The sequence below is a fragment of the Tardiphaga sp. 839_C3_N1_4 genome (assembly GCF_051811045.1).
Taxonomy (GTDB): Bacteria; Pseudomonadota; Alphaproteobacteria; order Rhizobiales; family Xanthobacteraceae; genus Tardiphaga.
The window spans coordinates 1238195-1256196 of the sequence record NZ_JBPWQD010000001.1; the positions used below are offsets into that span (position 1 = coordinate 1238195).

Consider the following 18002-nt stretch of genomic DNA (forward strand, 5'->3'; position numbering starts at 1 on the left):
GGCGGGATGCAAGCCGGATCAGGCCCATCCCGCCGCTCGGAATATCAGGGTTGCAGCGGGCGGCACCGCCAACCTGACCGATGCGGCTATCCCGCAGCGGTCTGATCGGCCTGCGCCCGGGCCGCGCTTACTTGAGCGCCGAAAACGCAGTCGGGGCCAGGAGCTGGCTGACAATATTGCCGACGATCTGGCCATCCTCCTCGGACTTGGCGCGCGCCGACATCCACTCCGGGTCGGTCATGAACGCGGTCCACACCTTCTCGCGCTCGGCGAGCGATTCCCATTTGAGGATGTAAGTGAGCTCCTGGTTGGATTCGCCGATCACAGTGGTGAAGAAACCGGACTGCCGGATCCCGTGCTTCTCCCACAGCTTCAATGTGACAGATTCAAATCGCTTGATCAGCGCCGGCAAACGTCCCGGCAAACAGCGATACACACGCAATTCATAGATCATCGACTTTGGTTCCTTCCCTTTTTGTCGGCCTCGAATGGCGCTCGCCCATGGCTTATTGCGGCATCGTCCCTTGCCTGCGCAACGTCAGGCTTACATCATGCGGCCTGTGACGCAACCGACTTGGATCCACGATGCAAAAGCCCCTTTTGTCGCTAGTCGCCCTGATGACACTGACCGTGTCTGCCACCGCTCAACAGCCCGGCAAGATCACGTCGGGCGCGACCGGCGTGATGGTCGATGGCAAGCCGGCGGCACGCGTTGGTGACACCACCACCGACGGCAAGATCATCGAGGGTGCGAAGGGCGTCTACATCAACGGCAAGCCTGCGGCCGTCGTCGGCGGCAGCACCGAATGCGGCGGCAAGACCATCTCGGGCAGCACCGGGGTGTTCATCAACGGCAAGCCGATGGCCCGTGCCGGAGACAGCACATCGGGCTGCAAGTGAAATTGGCCGACCATCTCCTCCGGCATCGGAGTGGATCGCATCAACGAGGCGTTCCGCGTTGTTGCAAGCCCGTGACGGCCTTCGAGAGCTGAGCCAGTCCAGCGCATAGGGCAGATGAGCGAAGCGTAATCCGCCCCATGCACCACTCAGGCTACGTTTGCTTGAAGCCGGTCAGGAACGCATCGAGGCAGTCCTGTATCGCATCGATGCCGTATCCGCCCTCCTGGACGACGAGCGTCGGCAGACCCAGCGATTGCATTTTGGTCCCGACACTTCCGAAGTCCTTGGCGTCAAGCTTCAGGATGCCGATGGGATCATCGCGATGGGCATCGAAACCGAGCGCCACCACAAGGGCATCGGCACCAAATGCGCGAACGCGTGCGATCGCCGTATCGAGGGCTGCATTCATCTCGGCGCCGCCGGCGCCGGGTTGAAGCGGCAGGTTGAGATCGAAGCCCTCGCCGGCACCATGTCCGGTCTCGCTTGCATAGCCCGTATAGAACGGCACGAAATTCGTGGGGTCGCCGTGGACCGAAATCGTCAGCACATCCGGACGATTGTAGAAAATCTGCTGCGTGCCATCGCCGTGGTGAACATCGACATCGATGATCGCCACCTTGCCGAAGCGACTGCGCAATCGCTGCGCGGCAATCGCGCTGTTGTTCAGATAGCAGAAGCCGGTGCCGCGATCGGCGCGGGCGTGATGGCCGGACGGCCGGCAGAGCGCGTAGGCGGCGCGGTCTCCGCCGAGAATGGCGTCGGCGCCAGTGACCGCCGTTTCTGACGAGCGCAGGATGGAACGCCAGCTATCGGGGCCCATCGGCACCGACAGGTCGCCGAGATACCATCCCACCTGCGCGATAAATCCGGTCGACGGGCAATCCCGCCGCACAGCCTCTTCCGGGCGCCCGCTCCAATATGGGAAATATTGCGGCCAGACTTCCGGTCCGTGGTCGGGCAGTTGCGCCCAGTTCTCCCATGCAGTCTCCAGGAAGCGGACGTAAGCCGGCGTGTGAACCGTCAGCGCGGGCGCGGTGCCGTATTCGGCCGGCTTTTCAGGCGTGATCCCGTGCCGCGCCAACGCGCCGATCAGTCGCTCCGTACGAACAGGCGAATCCTTGATGGGCACGAAGCGGCCGTAGCGCATGAATTGCTGCGGCGAATGAATTGCCTGATCCGGGTGATAGAAAGCGCGCATGGATCATCCTTCCGTAACCAGGTCTCTTGGGGTAGCTCGCATGATTGGCTTGCCAATCGCGCCACGCAACCTTGGCCGGCGGATTACACCAGCCGGCTCTGCGCCGCCGCAGCCTTAATGAAGCTTGCAAACAGCGGGTGCGGTTCGAACGGGCGTGACTTCAGCTCGGGGTGATACTGCACGCCGATGAACCACGGATGATTCTCGTATTCGACGATTTCCGGCAGCACGCCATCCGGCGACAGGCCGGAGAACTTCAGCCCGTGCTTTTCAAGGCGGTCCTTGTAGGCGGTGTTGACCTCGTAGCGATGGCGATGGCGTTCGGAGATTTCCGTGGCGCCGCCATAGACGTCCGAGACCTTGCTGCCCTTGGTCAGTGTCGCTGGATAGGCGCCGAGCCGCATGGTGCCGCCGAGATCGCCGGCATTGTGGCGCTTCTCGAGTTCATTGCCACGCAGCCATTCGGTCATCAGGCCGACCACCGGCTCCTTCGTCTCGCCGAACTCTGTGGAGTTGGCGTCCTTGATGCCGCCGAGATTGCGCGCCGCTTCGATGACAGCCATCTGCATGCCGAAGCAGATGCCGAAATACGGCACGTTGCGCTCGCGCGCGAACTGCGCCGCGCGAATCTTGCCCTCGGCGCCGCGCTGGCCGAAGCCGCCAGGCACGAGGATGCCGTTGACGTGTTCGAGGAACGGCGCCGGATCCTCGTTCTCGAAGACTTCGCTCTCGATCCAGTCGAGATTGACCTTCACCTTGTTGGCGATACCGCCATGGGACAGCGCCTCGGTCAGCGACTTATAGGCGTCCTTCATGCCGGTATATTTGCCGACAATCGCGATGGTCACCGCGCCTTCCGGATGGCGGATACGCTCGTTGATGGTGTTCCAGGTCTTCAGCTCGGGCAGCGCCTTCGGCGTCATGCCGAATGCCGCCAGCACTTCGTCGTCGAGCCCGGCGACGTGGTAGGCCTCGGGCACCGCATAGATGTTGTCGACGTCGCGCGCCTCGATCACGGCGCTTTCGCGCACGTTACAGAACAGCCCGAGCTTACGACGCTCTTCCTTCGGAATATCGCGGTCGCAACGGCACAAAAGGATGTCGGGCTGGATGCCGATCGAACGCAGCTCCTTGACGGAGTGCTGGGTCGGCTTGGTTTTCAACTCGCCGGCGCTCGGAATGTAAGGCAGCAGCGTCAGATGCACGAACACAGTGTCGCCGCGCGGCAGGTCGTTGCGCAACTGGCGGATCGCTTCGAAGAACGGCAGGCCTTCGATGTCGCCGACGGTGCCGCCGATCTCGACCAGCACGAAGTCGTAGCCGTCGTTATCCGACAGGACGAAGTCCTTGATGGCGTTGGTGACGTGCGGGATCACCTGGATGGTGGCGCCGAGATAATCGCCGCGGCGTTCCTTGGTAAGGATGTCCTGATAGATTCGGCCGGTGGTGATGTTGTCCTGCTTGGTCGCAGGCCGCCCGGTGAAGCGCTCGTAATGGCCGAGATCGAGATCGGTCTCGGCGCCATCATCGGTCACGAACACCTCGCCGTGCTGATACGGCGACATCGTCCCGGGATCGAGGTTGAGATAGGGGTCGAGCTTGCGAAGCCGGACCTTGTAGCCACGCGCCTGCAACAGCGCGCCTAACGCCGCTGATGCCAGACCTTTACCGAGCGAGGAAACCACGCCGCCGGTGATGAAAATGTACCGCGCCATGGGACTTAACCTTTAAGGCTCCGAAACCGATTCGCCAAAACGAATCGCAGCCGTCAGCCGAGAATCGGTGAGGCTGTGGGTGACTTGAAAAACGAAATGATTGCAGCCCCTTGATGGGATCTGCTGATGCAGGACGGTAGTCCCCGTCCTGCATGGCGCCTCTGCTTTATTGCGAGCGTGGCGGTGCCGGCGCCGCAGGAGCCTGCTGTTCGTCGGATTTCTTCAGCGTATCCAGCAGGCCGCCCGAGGTTGGCGGAGCCAGCGGCGAGCCCGGCTGCGACACCGGTGCGGTCGAGCCCGGCAAGATCGAAGTCGGCTTGCGCTCATAGGTCGCCAGCCAGGACAGGAACAGGCTGGTCAGGAAGAAGCCCACCGCAAGGACGCCGGTGGTGCGGGTCAGGAGGTTCGCCGTGCCGCGGCTGGACATGAAGCCGCCACCGCCGCCGCCACCGACGCCCAAGCCGCCGCCTTCGGACTTCTGCAGCAGCACCGTCCCGATCAGGGCCGCGACGATCATGAGGTGGATAACGATAATGACGCTTTGCATCGTGTCCTTCCATCGCAAGCACGCAGCGCCGATCGCCGGCTGCAGTCATGGCTTGCGGGGTTTGAATCCAGCGGTGTCTACACGATCGACCGGGGGATTGTCACCCCCGCGCCGACCGGTCTGGACCGCAAATTCCAGCATTCCGTGGGAGTTAGGGACAGCCCGCCGCAATCGCAAGGAAATCGGCCGCCTTCAGGCTGGCGCCGCCCACCAGCGCACCGTTCACATGAGGAACCGCCATCAACTCCCTGGCGTTGGATGGCTTGACCGAACCGCCATACAGGATGCGGATCGAGGCCCCCTCGTTCTTAAAGCGTTCGATCAAACGATCCCGGATAAACTTATGAACTTGCTCGACATCCTGGGCTGTCGGCGTCAATCCTGTGCCGATCGCCCAGACCGGTTCATAGGCCACGACCAAGTTACCCGATGTCGCGTCATCCGGCAGCGAGCCCTGGAGCTGGGTGCCGCAGACGTCGAGCGTCTTGCCGGCATCACGTTCGGCCTGGGTCTCGCCGATGCAGACGATCGCCTTGAGCCCGGCGCGCCAGGCGGCCAGCGCCTTTTCGCGAACCACGGCATCGGTCTCGCCGTGATCGGCGCGACGCTCGGAATGTCCAACGATAACAGCGGTCGCGCCGGCATCAGCCAGCATTTCGGGCGCGATATCGCCGGTATGCGCGCCTGAGACTTTCTTGTGACAATCTTGCGCCCCAACCGTGACGACATGGCTTCCCTCCTGACCGAAGCTCAATGCCTTTGACGCAAACGTCGCCAATAGCGTGACCGGCGGACAGACCAGCAGATCGGCCTTGTCCAGCACATCCGGCGCACCGCGCAGCATCGCTTCGAACTCGGTCATCGACGCCTTGAGGCCGTTCATTTTCCAGTTGCCCGCGATCAGCGGCCGAACGGCATCAGTCATGAGGATATCCTGTCATTTGAAAGAGGTTATCTGAGCTAACAGAGGCGATCCGCCAGCTCAAGCCGACTGGGCGTTCAGGCAGGTTTGGAGTTCAGGCAGGTTTGGTGACCCGCAAGCCGCGCTCTTGCTTGATCTGCTCAGCCGTGAGGTCCGGGGCCGAAGGATCGAACTTGCTCCAGCCCGTTGCGCCCAGATCGCTGCGGCGCTTGGCGATATCGACCGAGGATGGATGCAGCAGCGCCTCCAGCCGGTCTTTGTCGGCCACCTCGACCTTGGTACTGACGAGGCTGCCGCCGCGGCGGATGCTCTCGGCATAGACCTCGGCATCATTCACGGCCACACCGGCTTCGGCCAGCATCCCGATCACGCCACCAGCGGCGCCCGCGGCCACGGCGCCCGCTGCGGCCGCTGCCAGCCATCCGGCAGCCACGACCGGTCCGAGACCGGGAATCGCCAGCAGTCCGAGGCCAGCCAATAGTCCGCCGACACCGCCAAAACCGGCACCGATCGCGGCGCCCTTGCCGGCGCCCGCGGCATAGTCAGGCGCGTACCATTTGTCGGCATTGTTCGCGATGATGCTGATGTCGTCCTCGGCCACGCCGGCCTCACGAAGGTTGATGACGGCCTTCTGCGCGTCGGCGTAATCGTCGAACAGCCGGGAGATCGTCACCTTGCTCATCGCGCTATCCCCCACGGTCATTCCGGATTCGCCGAGACGTTGCCCTTGTAGTCGACGCTGACATGGACCTTCTTGGATCCGTTCATGGCAGTGCCACGCCAGATGCCCTGGCTATCGTTCACCAGCGGCGATACGTCGACATAGCCTTGTGACTCCAACGACTTGCGAGCCTGACCTTCGGTGAAACTATTGGCGCCGGGAAGTGGCGGCGTTTCTGTTTTCGGCTGCGAATTCGTCGACTCCGTCACCGTGGGCTTCTGCATCGCCGGATTTGGCTGCGCGCCTGCCGGCGTCAGCGCCATCCAGATGCCGCAGGCGGCAACTCCCGATCGCCAACCGATCTGCATGATGTCTCCCGGCAGGCCTGAACGCCCCGCTCAACAAAGCGGCAGCGGGCCGGAAAGTTCCATGTGCCGCTAATGCCTCGCGGTAGCGCCGGAAACCGCTTCAATCCGCCCCGCCCCAGCCGGTTGCGACCCGGCTTTTGCCACTTTATGATGCGCCTCCTATTTGGCGACGCCCCCCGGCCCCATGGGCTGCTGGTGCGAGCCGATTCCCCTCCTGACAGATAAGAAGACCCTATGCTTCGAGGAATGCGCAAAGCCTCATCCAACTGGATTGGCAAGACGATTATGGCCGTCGTGATGGGCGTGCTGATTGTCAGCTTCGGCATCTGGGGTATCGCCGACGCGTTCAAGGGCTATGGGCAATCCAAGCTCGCCACCATCGGCTCGACCGAGATCACGACCGAGCAGTTCCGCCAGCTCTATAACGACAAGCTGCAGCAGATCGGCCGCCAGTTCGGCCGCCCGCTGACCTCCGATCAGGCCCGTGCCTTCGGGCTCGACCGCCAGGTCTTGCAGCAGGTCGTTGCCGAAGCGGCCCTGGATGAAGACGCGCGTCGCAAGGGTCTCGGTGTCGGCGACGCCGAGGTGATGCGGCAGATCATTGCGGATCCGAACTTCCAGAGCCCGACCGGCGGCTTCGATGCGCCGCGCTTCCAGCAGCTGATCCGCTCGCTGGGCTTCACGGAGCAGCGCTACATTGCCGAACAGCGCAAGGTGTCGCTGCGCCGCCAGATCGCCGGCACCGTCACGTCAGGCGTCGAGCCGCCGAAGACGATGATCGAGGCGCTGAGCCGCTACCAGAACGAGACCCGCACCGTCGACTACGTGAAGCTGGATGCTGCGCAGGCCGGGACCATTGAGGCGCCCTCGCCCGAAGCCCTCGCCGCCTATTTCGACGAGCGCAAGACTCAGTTCCGCGCCCCTGAATATCGCAAGATTGCCTTCCTCGCCTTGACGCCCGATGAAATGGCGAAGTGGTCGACGGTGTCCGACGACGACGCCAGGAAGGTGTTCGAGGAACGCAAGGACAAGCTCTCCATACCGGAACAGCGCCAGATCTCGCAGATCGTCTTCCCGAACGTGGCGGACGCCGAAGCGGGTCGCGCCAAGCTGAACGATACGTTCAAGTTCGAGGACCTCGCCAAGGAACGCGGCCTGTCCGCCTCCGACATCGATCTCGGCATGGTTGCCAAAGCGGGCATCATCGATCCCTCCGTCGCCAATGCTGCCTTCTCGCTGGCACCCGACGGTATCAGCCAGCCGATCACCGGACGGTTTGGCGTAACGCTGGTCAAGGTCGGCAAGGTTCAGGCCGGCACGACGCCGAGCTATGACAGCGTTGCCGCCAACCTGAAGCGCGATATTGCCATCGAGCGCGCCCGCGCCGTCGTGTCCGACATGCATAACAAGATCGAGGACGAACGCGGTGGCGGAGCCAATGTCGTCGATACCGCCAAGAAGCTCGGCCTCACCGCCGTCACCATCGAGGCGGTCGATCGCTCCGGCCGTGCGCCGGACGGCCAGCCCGTTGCCGGCCTGCCCACGGGTGTGGACGTCGTGACCCAGGCCTTCAACAGCGATGTCGGTGTCGACAACGATGCCTTGCAGGCCGGTGGCGGTTACATCTGGTACGATGTGCTCGGTGTTACGCCGGCGCGCGACCGCACGCTCGACGAAGTGAAGCCGCAGGTCGAGGCACGTTGGCGCGAAGAGCAGATCACCACCCGCCTGCGCGACAAGGCTGTCGACATGGCGAAGAAGCTCGAAAGCGGCGCCAAGCTCGCCGACGAAGCCGCCGCAGCCGGACTCAAGGTCGTGACCTCCGCGCCATTCAAGCGCGACGCGAGCGATCCGGCTCTCTCGGCCGGCGTCATCCAGTCCGTGTTCCGCGGCGTCAAGGATTCGGCCGGACAGGCCCAGGGTGCCACGCCGTCGGAATGGATTGTCTACCGGATCACCGATGTCACCGCGCCTGCGGTCGATATGGCCTCCGAAGATGCCAAGAAGCTGAAGGAGACGCTGCAGCGCGGGCTGACAGACGAACAGGTCGCGCAATATGTCACCAGGCTCGAGACGCAGATCGGCACCAAGATCAACGCGGAAGCCGTTGCGATCGCCACCGGCGCCGCGAACAGCAACACCAATTAGGAAACCCACGTCGTCATTGCGGGCGCAGCGAAGCCATCCAGAAGCAACAAGCAAAGGCTGGATGGCTTCGTCGCAGATGTCGCCTGCAATGACATGTGCATCACTCTGAAAGCATCCGATGGACAATCTCAGGGCAATCATTGCCAAGGTCGCGACCGGCGCCTCCCTCTCGCGTGAGGAAGCCTCGGCGGCCTTCGACAGCATGATGTCGGGCGAAGCCACGCCTTCGCAGATGGGCGGCCTGCTGATGGCGCTGCGCGTGCGCGGCGAGACCGTGGACGAAATCACCGGCGCGGTTGAGGTGATGCGCGCCAAGATGCTGCGGGTCGATGCACCGGCGGGCGCTGTCGACGTGGTCGGTACCGGCGGCGACGGCTCCGGCTCCGTGAATGTCTCGACCTGCGCCTCCTTCATCGTCGCCGGTTGCGGTGTGCCGGTGGCCAAGCATGGCAATCGTGCGCTGTCGTCGCGCTCCGGCGCGGCCGACGTGCTGGCCGCCCTTGGCGTCAAGATCGACCTCACGCCCGACGACGTCAGCCGCTGTCTCAAGGAAACCGGCATCGGCTTCATGTTCGCGCCGGCGCATCATCCGGCCATGAAGAATGTCGGCCCGACCCGTGTCGAGCTTGCGACCCGCACGATTTTCAATCTGCTTGGGCCGCTGTCCAATCCCGCCGGCGTCACCCGGCAGATGGTTGGCGTGTTCTCGCGGCAGTGGGTGCTGCCGCTGGCACAGGTGCTGAAGAATCTCGGCTCCGAATCCGCCTGGGTGGTGCACGGCTCGGACGGCCTCGATGAGATCACCATCACGGGCCCGACCTTCGTGGCAGCGCTGGAGAACGGCAATATCCGCAGCTTCGAGATTTCCCCCGAGGATGCGGGCCTGCCGCGCACCGGTCCGGATTCCCTGAAGGGCGGCGACGCCCAGGAAAATGCGGCCTCGCTGCAGTCCGTGCTCGATGGCAAGCCGAGCGCCTTCCGCGACGTTGCGCTGCTCAATGCTGCCGCGGCATTGATCGTGGCGGGCAAGGTCAAGGACCTGAAGGAAGGCGTGGCACTCGGCCAGAAGTCGCTCGACAGCGGCGCTGCACTGGAGAAGCTGAAGCGACTGGTCACCGTCTCCAACGCCAACCTGTGAGACAACGATGTCCGACATCCTGACCAAGATCGAAGCGTATAAGCGCGAAGAAATCGCGGCCGCCAAGCGCGCGCATCCGCTCGCCTCCGTCGAAGCGCTAGCCAAGACTGCACCGGCGCCGCGCGGCTTCATGACCGCGATCCACAAGAAGCTCGACAAGAACGAATTCGCGCTGATCGCCGAAATCAAGAAAGCCTCGCCGTCCAAGGGGCTCATTCGCGAGGACTTCGACCCGCCAACGCTGGCCAAGGCTTACGAGGCCGGCGGCGCCGCATGCCTCTCGGTCCTGACCGATACGCCGTCCTTCCAGGGCCATCTCGACTTCATGGTCGCCGCCCGCGCCGCCGTCAAACTGCCGGTGTTGCGCAAGGACTTCATGTTCGACACCTATCAGGTCGTCGAGGCGCGCGCCCATGGCGCCGACTGCATCCTGATCATCATGGCGGCACTCGACGATGCCCAGGCGCGTGACATCGAGGACGCCGCCATCGACCACGGCATGGACGTGCTGATCGAAATCCATGACCAGCCGGAGCTGGAGCGGGCACTGAACCTGCGCTCGCCGATGATCGGCATCAACAACCGCAACCTGCGCACCTTCGAGACCACGCTGACCGCCAGCGAAACGCTGGCGCCGATGATACCGAAGGATCGTCTCAAGGTCGGCGAGAGCGGCATCTTCACGCCGGACGACCTCGCGCGCCTCGAACGCGTCGGCATTTCCGCCTTCCTGGTCGGCGAAAGCCTGATGCGGCAGGCGGACGTGACGGCGGCAACGCAGACGCTGCTCAAGCGCGCGAACGGAACGCGTTGATCATGGCCGGCAAGACGAAAAAATCGAAGCAGGCCCCGGCCCTCACCCACATCGATTCCTCGGGCGAGGCCCGCATGGTCGATGTGTCCGAGAAACCTGCGACCGAACGCATCGCGGTCGCCGAAGGTCTGGTGATCATGAGCAAGGCGACGCTCGACATGATCGTCTCCGGCAACGCCAAGAAGGGCGACGTGCTCGGCACGGCGCGTATCGCCGGCATCATGGCGGCAAAGCGCACATCGGATCTGATCCCCCTGTGCCATCCGCTGGCGCTATCCAAAGTCACCCTGGACATCACGCCCGACAAGAAACTGCCGGGCTGCCGCGTACGTGCGTCGGTCAAGGTCACGGGCCCCACTGGCGTCGAGATGGAAGCGCTGACGGCCGTCTCCGTCGCATCCCTGACGATCTACGACATGATCAAGGCCGTCGAGCGCGGTGTCCGCATCGAGGGCATCCACCTCGTCGAGAAAAAGGGTGGCAAGTCCGGGCACTATCTGGTGACGGACAACGCCGCGAATTGAAGACCCCGCGGTCGCCCGGCGTCAGCCGCAGACATACACGCGCCGCCATCGCCAACCGTGATAAGTCCGCACCCGTATAACGTCATAGCAGTTGTCGTAATACGGATAGCCCGCATAGGCGTAGGACGAACCGAATCCGATCACAAACGGGGCGAAATTCCGGAAGTGGCGATTGTGGTGACCGAAGTGATGGAAGCCTCGATTGGACATGCCGGCGAAGCGTGCTCCGCCGGGCATGGCGGCGAAACGAGTTGCACCGAACCCGCCGCCGCGCAGGCCGCCCATGGCCATACCGCCGCCGTGGAAGCCACCCCCGTGAAAACCACCACCACCGTGGAAACCACCACCGTGGCCGCCGCCGCGCGCGGAAGCATCCATCGGCACGGACGTCATGCCGATGGCCGCAATTGTGGCAAGTCCGATCAACATTTTCCTGAGCATGGCACACTCCTGTCGCAGGTGTGGGCCCCCATCCTCAGAACACCAGTTGCCGCAAATAATTCCCGATGATCGCCAGCGACATCGAACAAGTGGCCGTCACTTGATCATCGGACAACCGCTCTCGGCCATCGACCGCAATGCTGCGACAGCACGCTTCGACGAAATCGCGAACTGTTCGAGATCGCGCAGGCGCTCCTCGAGCTGCTGTCGCTGCGCAACCATCTTTGCGGCCAGCACGACGCGCAATTTCTCATGAAGGTCCCAGAGCGCGTCATCACTGCGAAATCGCGATCCTGCGCCGTCATCGATCTTGTTTACGAACAATAACCGGGACCGCGCGCGACATGGGGGGTGTTTGGCGGCGGTCCCGGGCCACATCAAGCGACCAACCGGACGGATGAGACATCCAGGCTGGGGCTCGTGGCAGGATCAGCACTACCAAGCAGGACGAGGTCAAGTGTGAATGCGCACTACTTAGTTACGCGCGCGCATTGTAAGTTTTGCGGTAACCTGAATAAGGGCGGATTTCAGCGATCGCTGTCATCACGGTGCTCGCGCACGAGACGCCGCCGGCTGCGCTGCGGCTTCATCTCGCTGACGATCCACGGCCCGATCTGCGCATCGAGATGACGCTCATATCGTTTGACCAGCAGCCACGCAGCAGGCGGCAGCAGCAAGACCATCAATCCAACCACAATCGACATTCCAGATCCTTTAAATCAAAGGGTTTCGATGTCATTAGGTACGTGGAATAGCCTTTTAGGTTTGAAATAGCCCGCATGTATTTTCTGCGAAGCAGCAAGTCACCTACCGATCCGCCAATTCCCGCAACTGACCCCACATCGATACCGGGAACGACTGACGTTGCCGGTATCGATGCGCGATAGGCTACTTGATCATCGGACAACCGCCCTCGGCCATCGGCCGGAACGCCTTTTCGGCAGGGATGGTCGAGAGCAGCTTGTAATAGTCATACGGCCCCTTCGACTCTGCCGGCTTCTTGATCTCGAACAGGTAGATCGGGTGAATGACACGGCCATCGGCACGGATCGTGACCTCACCGAACAGCTTGTCCTTGCCCTTGAAGGTCTTCATCTGCGGTACGACGACACTGGCATCGTCGCTGCCCTTGGCGGCCACGGCATTGAGATAGGCCAGCGTGGAGGCATAGACGCCCGCCTGATTGGCGCTCGGCATCTTGCCGTTCATGCCCGGCCGCGCCGCAAAGCGTTTGCCAAAGGCGCGGGTATCGTCATCCATGTCCCAGTAGAAGGATTCCGTCAGCAACAGGCCCTGCGCGGTCTTCAGGCCCATGCCGTGAACGTCATTGATGAAGATCAGGAACGCGACCAGCTTCTGCGGGCCGTCCTGCATGCCGAACTCGCCGGCCTGCTTCACCGCATTGATGGCATCGGCGCCGGCATTAGCCAGGCCGATCACCTTGGCCTTGGAGCTCTGCGCCTGCAGCAAGAGCGAGGCGAAATCGGAGGTGCCGAGCGGGTGCTTCGATGACCCCAGCACCTTGCCGCCGTTCTTCGCGATGTAATTGGTGGCTTCGGCCTCAATGCCCTGCCCCAGCGCATAGTTCACCGTGAGAAAGTACCAGTCATCACCGCCCCGTTGCATCATCGCCGTCGCGGTGGTGTTGCCGGTGGCCCAGGCGTCGTTGACCCACTGGATGGTGTTCGGCGAACAATCCTTGCCGGTGAGATCCGAGGTCGCCGTGGACGACGCCAGGAACGTCATCTTTGTGTTGCGAGCGATATTGTTGATGGCGAGACCGACCGACGAATTCGGCACGTCGACGATGGCGTCGACCTTCTCGACATCGAGCCATTTGCGCGCGATGGCGGAGCCCACATCCGCCTTGTTCTGATGGTCGGCATAGACGATCTCGACCTTGATATTCTTGCCGCCGCCGTTGAAGTCCTCGGCGGCCATCCGCGCGGCTTCCACCGAGCCCATGCCGTTGGTGTCCTGGAACACGCCGGAAATGTCGTTGAGCACACCGACCCGCACCACATCGTCAGACACCTGCGCCTGCACCGCCGTCGCCATCACGCAGGATGCCGCTGCGGCAAAAAACGTCTTCAAGCCCTTCATTTCGCCTCTCCCCTCTACCTTGATTACGCGGGTCCGGACGTTGCCGGTCGCGGTCTTGCTTGCGAGTTACACCTGTCGCTCCGGCAGCCGGAGCACGAGGCCATCGAGCGCCTCGGTGATCTTGATCTGGCACGACAGCCGACTGTTCGGCAGCCGCTCGCTGGCGACGCCCTCCAGCAACTCATCCTCGTCGGCACCGACTGTGCCAACTTTGCCCAGCCAGCTGTCGTCGACATAGACGTGGCAGGTGGCGCAGACCGCGCCTCCGCCGCATTCGCCCGTAATGCCGTCGATGCCATGCAGCAGCGCCGTATACATGGCGCTATCGCCGTCATTGGCGCTGACTGTCTCGGCACGGTCGTCGTGATGAATGAACGTAATGCTCGGCATGGAATCCTCAGGCAGGCGTGAAGGTGACCGGCAGGCTTTCGAGCCCGCGCAGCGTGTTGTTGTAACGGCGCTTGACCTCGCCGGTGATCTCGATCGCCGCGACCTTGCGCGCCAGTGCGGAGAGCATGACCTCGCCCTCAAGCCGCGCCACGAGCTGGCCGACGCACATGTGGATGCCGGAGCCGAAGCCGACATGGCCGGACGTCTTGCGGGTGATGTCGTAGCGTTCGGGATCGGCCCAGCGGCGCGGATCGCGGTTGGCGGCGGCCAGGAACATCAGCACCTTCTCGCCCTCACCGACACGGCAACCGCTGATCTCGACATCGCGTGTCGTGGTGCGGAAGAAGGTCTGCACCGGACTTTCGTAACGCACGGCCTCCTCGAAAGCATTGCGCGCCAGCGGCAGATCGCTGCGCAGATGCGCGAATTCTTGCGGGTAGCGCGCCAGGCAATAAACGGCAGCGCCGATACCGTTCACCGTCGTGTCCAGCCCTGCGGACAGCAATGAGCGCACCAGCAGCGGCGCCTCGTCGGCAGTGATGTCGCCCGTGTCGACCCGCGCATGGATGCAGGCGCCGAAACCGCCCGGCGCGAGATTGTCGCGCTGGCATTGCGCGGCGACATAGGCCTGATGAGGCGCCGAGCGTTCGATGGCGTCCTGGCGCAGCTGGTTCGGCGGACCGAAGGCGTTGAAGACAAGACCGGCATAAGGCAGCAGGTTTTCGCGGCCCTCCTTCTGCAGTCCCATCGCATCGGGGAACACCGATAGTGGATAGGCTTCGGCAAGATCCGCGACCGCGTCGAAACTGCGCCGCTCCAGCAGTTCATCGACCTTGGCATCGGCTGCCGCGGCGAAGCCGTCACGCAGTTGCTTCATCACCGCGGGCGACAGGACCTTGTTGAGTACCGCGCGCGTGCGCGTATGCGCTGGCGGATCGGCTTCAAGGATGAGGCTCTGCGGACGCCACGGTTTTTCCCTGGCAAAGTCGCTAAGACCCACGCCGCGGCTCGAGCAGAACGTCGCGGGATCGTTCAGGACTGCATGAACTTCGGCATAGCGCGCGACCGCGTAGACGTTCCATTTGTCGAGATACACCACGGGCCCGGCTTCACGCAGCACCTCGTGGGTGGGGTGAGGATCGGCGAAGAAGTCCATGGCGAAGGGATCGACGTCGAGGTGGACGACGGGCTGAGACGATGCGTCGTTCGGCAGGGCTCCGCCAAAGGACAGCACCGGCGGGGTGTGGGGCGATGCCGTCGTGACCGTGGCAACCATGTGAATCTCCCATATTTTCTTGTTGGCAATTGTGGCTGCGTGTCTCTATTCCTCAGGACCATGTGATCTCGCCGATTTCGACGACGTCACGCTGGCAGGCAGGATCGTGGTGCATGAGCAAGAATGGATCGGGAAAAACGGTTCGAAAGCCCGCCAAGACGAAAGTGACAAAGGTCAATGTCAGGACTGTCGCCGCGAGAGCGCCCGCTTCGAAAGGCGGGCAGTTGCTCGATCTTGAGCGCTATGTACCGGCCTTCATCACCTTCATTGCAAACAAGCTCTCGCGCAACGCGACCGCGCTCTATCAGAAGCGCTTTGGCGTGAATGTTACCGAGTGGCGCATCATGTCGCTGCTGGCGATCGAGCCCGGCATTCCCGCCTCGCGCATCTGCCACGTCATCGGCTTCGACAAGGGACCGGTCAGCCGCACGCTTGCCATGCTGGAAGAGCGCGGCCTGGTCGCCATCAATGCCGACCCGGACGACGCGCGCACCCATTCGATTACGCTGACCACGAAGGGTCGCACGACCCATGACGCCGTTATCGTGACCGCGCTGGAACGCGAGCGAAAGCTGCTGTCCTGTCTGGATGAAAGCGAACGCGAAGTGCTGATCGACTTGCTGCGACGCATTCACGGCAATCTCGGCGCGGTAACCGGCTAGGCCACCACGCGTTACTCGCGCGTCATCAATCGCTGTCCCGCACAAGCGGTCCACCATCGTTTCTCTCCCTGCAGGGCCCGGCAGTTGACTGCTCTCGCATGCGCCCTCTTTGGAAAGGCTCTCACGAATTAGTTGCCTAGGCAACATAAATATCGGGACGGTTTGTCAGGAGAGGACAAGGATTTTCTGCCACGATCGCAAACGTGCACTGCGGCACGCCCGTTGCCGGATTTCACAGAGATTGTTAGAGGAAACCGATGACCTTGCCCCTCGCGCCCCATTCCGCCGACGCGCTGCTGTTCGATCTCGGCCGTGTCGTCATTGATTTCGATATCGAGCGAACGGTGGCCGCATGGGCCGAACGCGCCGGGTGCAAGCCGGCGGATATGCTGGCGCGCTTCGTTCGCGACGAGACGTTCTGGCGTTATGAGACCGGCCTGATCAGTGACGAAGAATTCTTCTCATTGCTGCGGAAATCGCTGGGCGTCACGCTCTCTGACGCAGAGCTTCTTGCAGGCTGGAATGCCACGTTTATTGGCGAAATGCCCGGCATCGCACCGCTGCTCACGCGGGCTGCGGCGCGCTTGCCGCTCTACGCCTTCTCAAACACCAACACCGCCCATGTCGCGCATTTCTCACAGCACTACGCCGAGGTGCTCTCGCATTTCCGTGAGATATTCCTCTCGTCGACAATCAAGCTGCGCAAACCTCATGCGGATGCCTACCAGCACGTGATCTCGGCCATCGGCGTCCCCGCTGAGCGCATCGTCTTCTTCGATGACCTGAAAGAAAATATCGAGGGCGCTCGCGCCTGCGGATTGCAGGCGGTGCATGTGACCTCGCCGACATCGGTCGCCGAGGCGCTCAAGGCACTCGGGCTTTAGGTCCGCGAGATGCGCTGGAAGGCGATGCTGGTGAGCACGCCGAGCAGTGCCCAGAACAGCAGGCTGGTCAGGACCGCCGCAACCACGAAACTGTGCGACAGCGCTTCGGGGACATCCGTATGGCCAGCCGGTGCCTGCGGGGCTCCGATCAGATGCGGCAGCACGATCAGGCCGAGGCCGAGAATGGCGGCCCATGACGCCTTGCGGAACACCAGCAGGCCGAGCCCGGCTGCGGTGGCGCAGGCGGTGCCGATCCACCAAGTCTGACGCAGTGTGAGGTCGGCGACAGGCATTCCAGGCAGCTCCGGCGGCAGGCCGAGGCCGGGCGCCGCCGTGAAGACAACGAAACCGCCGAGACCCCAGAACAGCCCTTCCCGCCAGCTCACGGCCCGGCCGCGCAGCGCGAAGATGCCGGCCAGCAGCAACGCGAAGCCGATGGCCGTCAGGATATTGGCGCCCGTAGTGAAGGCATTGCGCTGCAAGCCCTCGGCAGGCTCCCATTCGGCCTCATGACTATAGGCGGCGGCGCCATGGTCGTGCATATGGGCGGGCTGCGCGGCAGCCGTCGGCGCAGAAGCAGCAGGAGCTTCCGCCTTGCGCTCATAAACTTCGCTTTTCTGGATCAGGGGAATGGTCCCGACCATCTGGGCGCCGGTGATGGCAGCGCCAGTGATCACGCCAGCCAGCGCTGCCGAGAAAACGATCGACCTGAAAACGGACATGTCTCAGTGGCAGGGGAATGCGTTGGCGTGGCGCGTGTCGTGGGCCGCATTGTGGACGGCGCTGATATGCGAGAAGCCGACCACACCGACGATGAACAGACCGAGCGCCATGGCCAGAACGGCCTGCACGACGACATTGACGTCGGTGGTAACGGCGGAGATCTGGGCGGTCTGGGTCTGTTGCATCGGAATCCTCACGAAATAGAGGGGCAATTTAGCCGAGTTGCCCACGCGGCGCGACCGTTAATTTTGCATCGCGCGGGCGAGATCGCGGCTGGTCAGATGAAAATTCGCATCCGCCGCCACCGAGGCCTGCGCGAGTTTGACACTGGCCGCCGCCTGGAACACCGCTCTGTGGTCTTGAAAATAGGCCGCGCAGTCCTCCGGCGACGGGTAGCGTCGGAGCAGCGTCCGGAACGCATGACGGTGCACCATGCACAGCCCGCGATGGCTGGACGGCCGGAATGCCAGCGCATCGACATCGGCCCGCCAGACGGGCGCTTCATCGTCGGTTGCGGCGTGGTTGTCGGTCATGATCGCCAATGTCTATCGTGTTTCCCTGCCCTGCCAAAGCGGCTCTGGTTTTGCG

The 18002-nt window shown here is 63.0% G+C and carries 23 protein-coding genes; 7 read left to right on the forward strand and 16 right to left on the reverse strand.

Annotation, left to right across the window (positions count from 1 at the left end; translation table 11 throughout):
- Positions 1 to 127 precede the first annotated feature (127 nt).
- Positions 128 to 454 (reverse strand): NIPSNAP family protein, encoded by a 327-nt coding sequence (locus AB8A38_RS06230; RefSeq protein ID WP_116663548.1) that lies wholly within the window; start codon positions 452 to 454, stop codon positions 128 to 130.
- 131 nt (positions 455 to 585) lie between these two features.
- On the opposite strand from AB8A38_RS06230, the gene AB8A38_RS06235 reads away from it, so the two are divergent.
- Positions 586 to 900 (forward strand): PAAR domain-containing protein, encoded by a 315-nt coding sequence (locus AB8A38_RS06235; protein ID WP_068730830.1) that lies wholly within the window; start codon positions 586 to 588, stop codon positions 898 to 900.
- Between the two features lie 151 nt (positions 901 to 1051).
- On the opposite strand, the gene AB8A38_RS06240 is transcribed toward AB8A38_RS06235, so the two are convergent.
- The 6 genes from AB8A38_RS06240 to AB8A38_RS06265 form a co-directional block, all read right to left on the reverse strand.
- Complete coding sequence (locus AB8A38_RS06240; protein WP_315841890.1) at positions 1052 to 2098, reverse strand: histone deacetylase family protein; 1047 nt, start codon at positions 2096 to 2098, stop codon at positions 1052 to 1054.
- 83 nt (positions 2099 to 2181) lie between these two features.
- Positions 2182 to 3813: a CTP synthase gene (locus AB8A38_RS06245; protein ID WP_068730833.1), complete on the reverse strand. Its 1632-nt coding sequence runs from the start codon at positions 3811 to 3813 to the stop codon at positions 2182 to 2184.
- 166 nt (positions 3814 to 3979) lie between these two features.
- The gene (secG, locus tag AB8A38_RS06250) at positions 3980 to 4360 is read right to left on the reverse strand and encodes a preprotein translocase subunit SecG (RefSeq protein WP_089264515.1); all 381 of its coding nucleotides are present in this window, start codon (positions 4358 to 4360) and stop codon (positions 3980 to 3982) included.
- 151 nt (positions 4361 to 4511) lie between these two features.
- Complete coding sequence (gene tpiA / locus AB8A38_RS06255; RefSeq protein ID WP_439085395.1) at positions 4512 to 5285, reverse strand: triose-phosphate isomerase; 774 nt, start codon at positions 5283 to 5285, stop codon at positions 4512 to 4514.
- Between the two features lie 91 nt (positions 5286 to 5376).
- Positions 5377 to 5964, reverse strand: a complete 588-nt coding sequence (locus tag AB8A38_RS06260) for a general stress protein (RefSeq protein ID WP_439085397.1) — start codon at positions 5962 to 5964, stop codon at positions 5377 to 5379.
- 17 nt (positions 5965 to 5981) lie between these two features.
- Positions 5982 to 6311: a hypothetical protein gene (locus AB8A38_RS06265; protein WP_315841887.1), complete on the reverse strand. Its 330-nt coding sequence runs from the start codon at positions 6309 to 6311 to the stop codon at positions 5982 to 5984.
- Positions 6312 to 6545: 234 nt separating this feature from the next.
- On the opposite strand from AB8A38_RS06265, the gene AB8A38_RS06270 reads away from it, so the two are divergent.
- The 4 genes from AB8A38_RS06270 to moaC all read left to right on the forward strand — a co-directional run bounded on the left by AB8A38_RS06270 (position 6546) and on the right by moaC (position 10935).
- The gene (locus tag AB8A38_RS06270; RefSeq protein WP_439085400.1) at positions 6546 to 8459 is read left to right on the forward strand and encodes a SurA N-terminal domain-containing protein; all 1914 of its coding nucleotides are present in this window, start codon (positions 6546 to 6548) and stop codon (positions 8457 to 8459) included.
- A 118-nt stretch (positions 8460 to 8577) separates the two neighbouring features.
- The gene (gene trpD / locus AB8A38_RS06275; protein ID WP_439085402.1) at positions 8578 to 9597 is read left to right on the forward strand and encodes an anthranilate phosphoribosyltransferase; all 1020 of its coding nucleotides are present in this window, start codon (positions 8578 to 8580) and stop codon (positions 9595 to 9597) included.
- 7 nt (positions 9598 to 9604) lie between these two features.
- Positions 9605 to 10411, forward strand: coding sequence for an indole-3-glycerol phosphate synthase TrpC (trpC, locus tag AB8A38_RS06280; RefSeq protein WP_439085404.1), 807 nt, complete (start codon positions 9605 to 9607; stop codon positions 10409 to 10411).
- 2 nt (positions 10412 to 10413) lie between these two features.
- Positions 10414 to 10935, forward strand: coding sequence for a cyclic pyranopterin monophosphate synthase MoaC (moaC, locus tag AB8A38_RS06285; protein ID WP_439085406.1), 522 nt, complete (start codon positions 10414 to 10416; stop codon positions 10933 to 10935).
- 21 nt (positions 10936 to 10956) lie between these two features.
- Here the strand turns inward: moaC and AB8A38_RS06290 are convergent, their stop codons facing one another.
- The 6 genes from AB8A38_RS06290 to AB8A38_RS06315 all read right to left on the reverse strand — a co-directional run bounded on the left by AB8A38_RS06290 (position 10957) and on the right by AB8A38_RS06315 (position 15025).
- A complete protein-coding gene (locus tag AB8A38_RS06290) occupies positions 10957 to 11376 on the reverse strand; it encodes a hypothetical protein (RefSeq protein ID WP_439085408.1) in 420 nt (139 codons plus the stop codon).
- A 96-nt stretch (positions 11377 to 11472) separates the two neighbouring features.
- On the reverse strand, positions 11473 to 11700 hold the full coding sequence (locus AB8A38_RS06295) for a hypothetical protein (protein ID WP_439085410.1): 228 nt from the start codon (positions 11698 to 11700) through the stop codon (positions 11473 to 11475).
- Positions 11701 to 11903: 203 nt separating this feature from the next.
- A complete protein-coding gene (locus AB8A38_RS06300; RefSeq protein WP_315841881.1) occupies positions 11904 to 12080 on the reverse strand; it encodes a hypothetical protein in 177 nt (58 codons plus the stop codon).
- 184 nt (positions 12081 to 12264) lie between these two features.
- On the reverse strand, positions 12265 to 13479 hold the full coding sequence (locus AB8A38_RS06305) for an ABC transporter substrate-binding protein (RefSeq protein WP_439085412.1): 1215 nt from the start codon (positions 13477 to 13479) through the stop codon (positions 12265 to 12267).
- A gap of 66 nt (positions 13480 to 13545) precedes the next feature.
- The gene (locus AB8A38_RS06310; RefSeq protein ID WP_092142387.1) at positions 13546 to 13869 is read right to left on the reverse strand and encodes a 2Fe-2S iron-sulfur cluster-binding protein; all 324 of its coding nucleotides are present in this window, start codon (positions 13867 to 13869) and stop codon (positions 13546 to 13548) included.
- Positions 13870 to 13876: 7 nt separating this feature from the next.
- Positions 13877 to 15025 (reverse strand): cytochrome P450, encoded by a 1149-nt coding sequence (locus tag AB8A38_RS06315; protein WP_439088470.1) that lies wholly within the window; start codon positions 15023 to 15025, stop codon positions 13877 to 13879.
- 233 nt (positions 15026 to 15258) lie between these two features.
- On the opposite strand from AB8A38_RS06315, the gene AB8A38_RS06320 reads away from it, so the two are divergent.
- Both AB8A38_RS06320 and AB8A38_RS06325 read left to right on the forward strand, forming a co-directional pair.
- On the forward strand, positions 15259 to 15807 hold the full coding sequence (locus AB8A38_RS06320; RefSeq protein ID WP_439085414.1) for a MarR family winged helix-turn-helix transcriptional regulator: 549 nt from the start codon (positions 15259 to 15261) through the stop codon (positions 15805 to 15807).
- Positions 15808 to 16064: 257 nt separating this feature from the next.
- Entirely contained in the window at positions 16065 to 16691 is a 627-nt protein-coding gene (locus tag AB8A38_RS06325) for an HAD-IA family hydrolase (RefSeq protein ID WP_439085416.1), read from the forward strand.
- On the opposite strand, the gene AB8A38_RS06330 is transcribed toward AB8A38_RS06325, so the two are convergent.
- Genes AB8A38_RS06330 through AB8A38_RS06340 form a run of 3 tightly spaced genes read right to left on the reverse strand, consistent with a single transcriptional unit; the run spans position 16688 to position 17956 of the window.
- On the reverse strand, positions 16688 to 17413 hold the full coding sequence (locus AB8A38_RS06330; protein WP_439085418.1) for a CbtA family protein: 726 nt from the start codon (positions 17411 to 17413) through the stop codon (positions 16688 to 16690). The genes AB8A38_RS06325 and AB8A38_RS06330 overlap by 4 nt on opposite strands.
- 3 nt (positions 17414 to 17416) lie before the next feature.
- Positions 17417 to 17599 carry a CbtB domain-containing protein gene (locus tag AB8A38_RS06335; RefSeq protein WP_089264725.1) on the reverse strand — a complete coding sequence of 61 codons (183 nt, stop codon included), beginning with the start codon at positions 17597 to 17599 and terminating at the stop codon, positions 17417 to 17419.
- Between the two features lie 57 nt (positions 17600 to 17656).
- Complete coding sequence (locus AB8A38_RS06340; protein WP_439085420.1) at positions 17657 to 17956, reverse strand: hypothetical protein; 300 nt, start codon at positions 17954 to 17956, stop codon at positions 17657 to 17659.
- Positions 17957 to 18002: the final 46 nt, after the last annotated feature.

Coding starts and splice junctions, on each gene's coding strand:
- AB8A38_RS06235 (WP_068730830.1), top strand. CDS start 586: ATGCAAAAGCCCCTTTTGTCGCTAGTCGCCCTGATGACACTGACCGTG.
- AB8A38_RS06245 (WP_068730833.1), bottom strand. CDS start 3,813: ATGGCGCGGTACATTTTCATCACCGGCGGCGTGGTTTCCTCGCTCGGT.
- AB8A38_RS06265 (WP_315841887.1), bottom strand. CDS start 6,311: ATGCAGATCGGTTGGCGATCGGGAGTTGCCGCCTGCGGCATCTGGATG.
- AB8A38_RS06335 (WP_089264725.1), bottom strand. CDS start 17,599: ATGCAACAGACCCAGACCGCCCAGATCTCCGCCGTTACCACCGACGTC.
- AB8A38_RS06240 (WP_315841890.1), bottom strand. CDS start 2,098: ATGCGCGCTTTCTATCACCCGGATCAGGCAATTCATTCGCCGCAGCAA.
- AB8A38_RS06330 (WP_439085418.1), bottom strand. CDS start 17,413: ATGTCCGTTTTCAGGTCGATCGTTTTCTCGGCAGCGCTGGCTGGCGTG.
- tpiA (WP_439085395.1), bottom strand. CDS start 5,285: ATGACTGATGCCGTTCGGCCGCTGATCGCGGGCAACTGGAAAATGAAC.
- AB8A38_RS06270 (WP_439085400.1), top strand. CDS start 6,546: ATGCTTCGAGGAATGCGCAAAGCCTCATCCAACTGGATTGGCAAGACG.
- AB8A38_RS06260 (WP_439085397.1), bottom strand. CDS start 5,964: ATGAGCAAGGTGACGATCTCCCGGCTGTTCGACGATTACGCCGACGCG.
- trpC (WP_439085404.1), top strand. CDS start 9,605: ATGTCCGACATCCTGACCAAGATCGAAGCGTATAAGCGCGAAGAAATC.
- AB8A38_RS06320 (WP_439085414.1), top strand. CDS start 15,259: ATGAGCAAGAATGGATCGGGAAAAACGGTTCGAAAGCCCGCCAAGACG.
- moaC (WP_439085406.1), top strand. CDS start 10,414: ATGGCCGGCAAGACGAAAAAATCGAAGCAGGCCCCGGCCCTCACCCAC.
- secG (WP_089264515.1), bottom strand. CDS start 4,360: ATGCAAAGCGTCATTATCGTTATCCACCTCATGATCGTCGCGGCCCTG.
- AB8A38_RS06230 (WP_116663548.1), bottom strand. CDS start 454: ATGATCTATGAATTGCGTGTGTATCGCTGTTTGCCGGGACGTTTGCCG.
- AB8A38_RS06290 (WP_439085408.1), bottom strand. CDS start 11,376: ATGCTCAGGAAAATGTTGATCGGACTTGCCACAATTGCGGCCATCGGC.
- AB8A38_RS06310 (WP_092142387.1), bottom strand. CDS start 13,869: ATGCCGAGCATTACGTTCATTCATCACGACGACCGTGCCGAGACAGTC.
- AB8A38_RS06315 (WP_439088470.1), bottom strand. CDS start 15,025: ATGGACTTCTTCGCCGATCCTCACCCCACCCACGAGGTGCTGCGTGAA.
- AB8A38_RS06305 (WP_439085412.1), bottom strand. CDS start 13,479: ATGAAGGGCTTGAAGACGTTTTTTGCCGCAGCGGCATCCTGCGTGATG.
- AB8A38_RS06325 (WP_439085416.1), top strand. CDS start 16,065: ATGACCTTGCCCCTCGCGCCCCATTCCGCCGACGCGCTGCTGTTCGAT.
- AB8A38_RS06300 (WP_315841881.1), bottom strand. CDS start 12,080: ATGTCGATTGTGGTTGGATTGATGGTCTTGCTGCTGCCGCCTGCTGCG.
- trpD (WP_439085402.1), top strand. CDS start 8,578: ATGGACAATCTCAGGGCAATCATTGCCAAGGTCGCGACCGGCGCCTCC.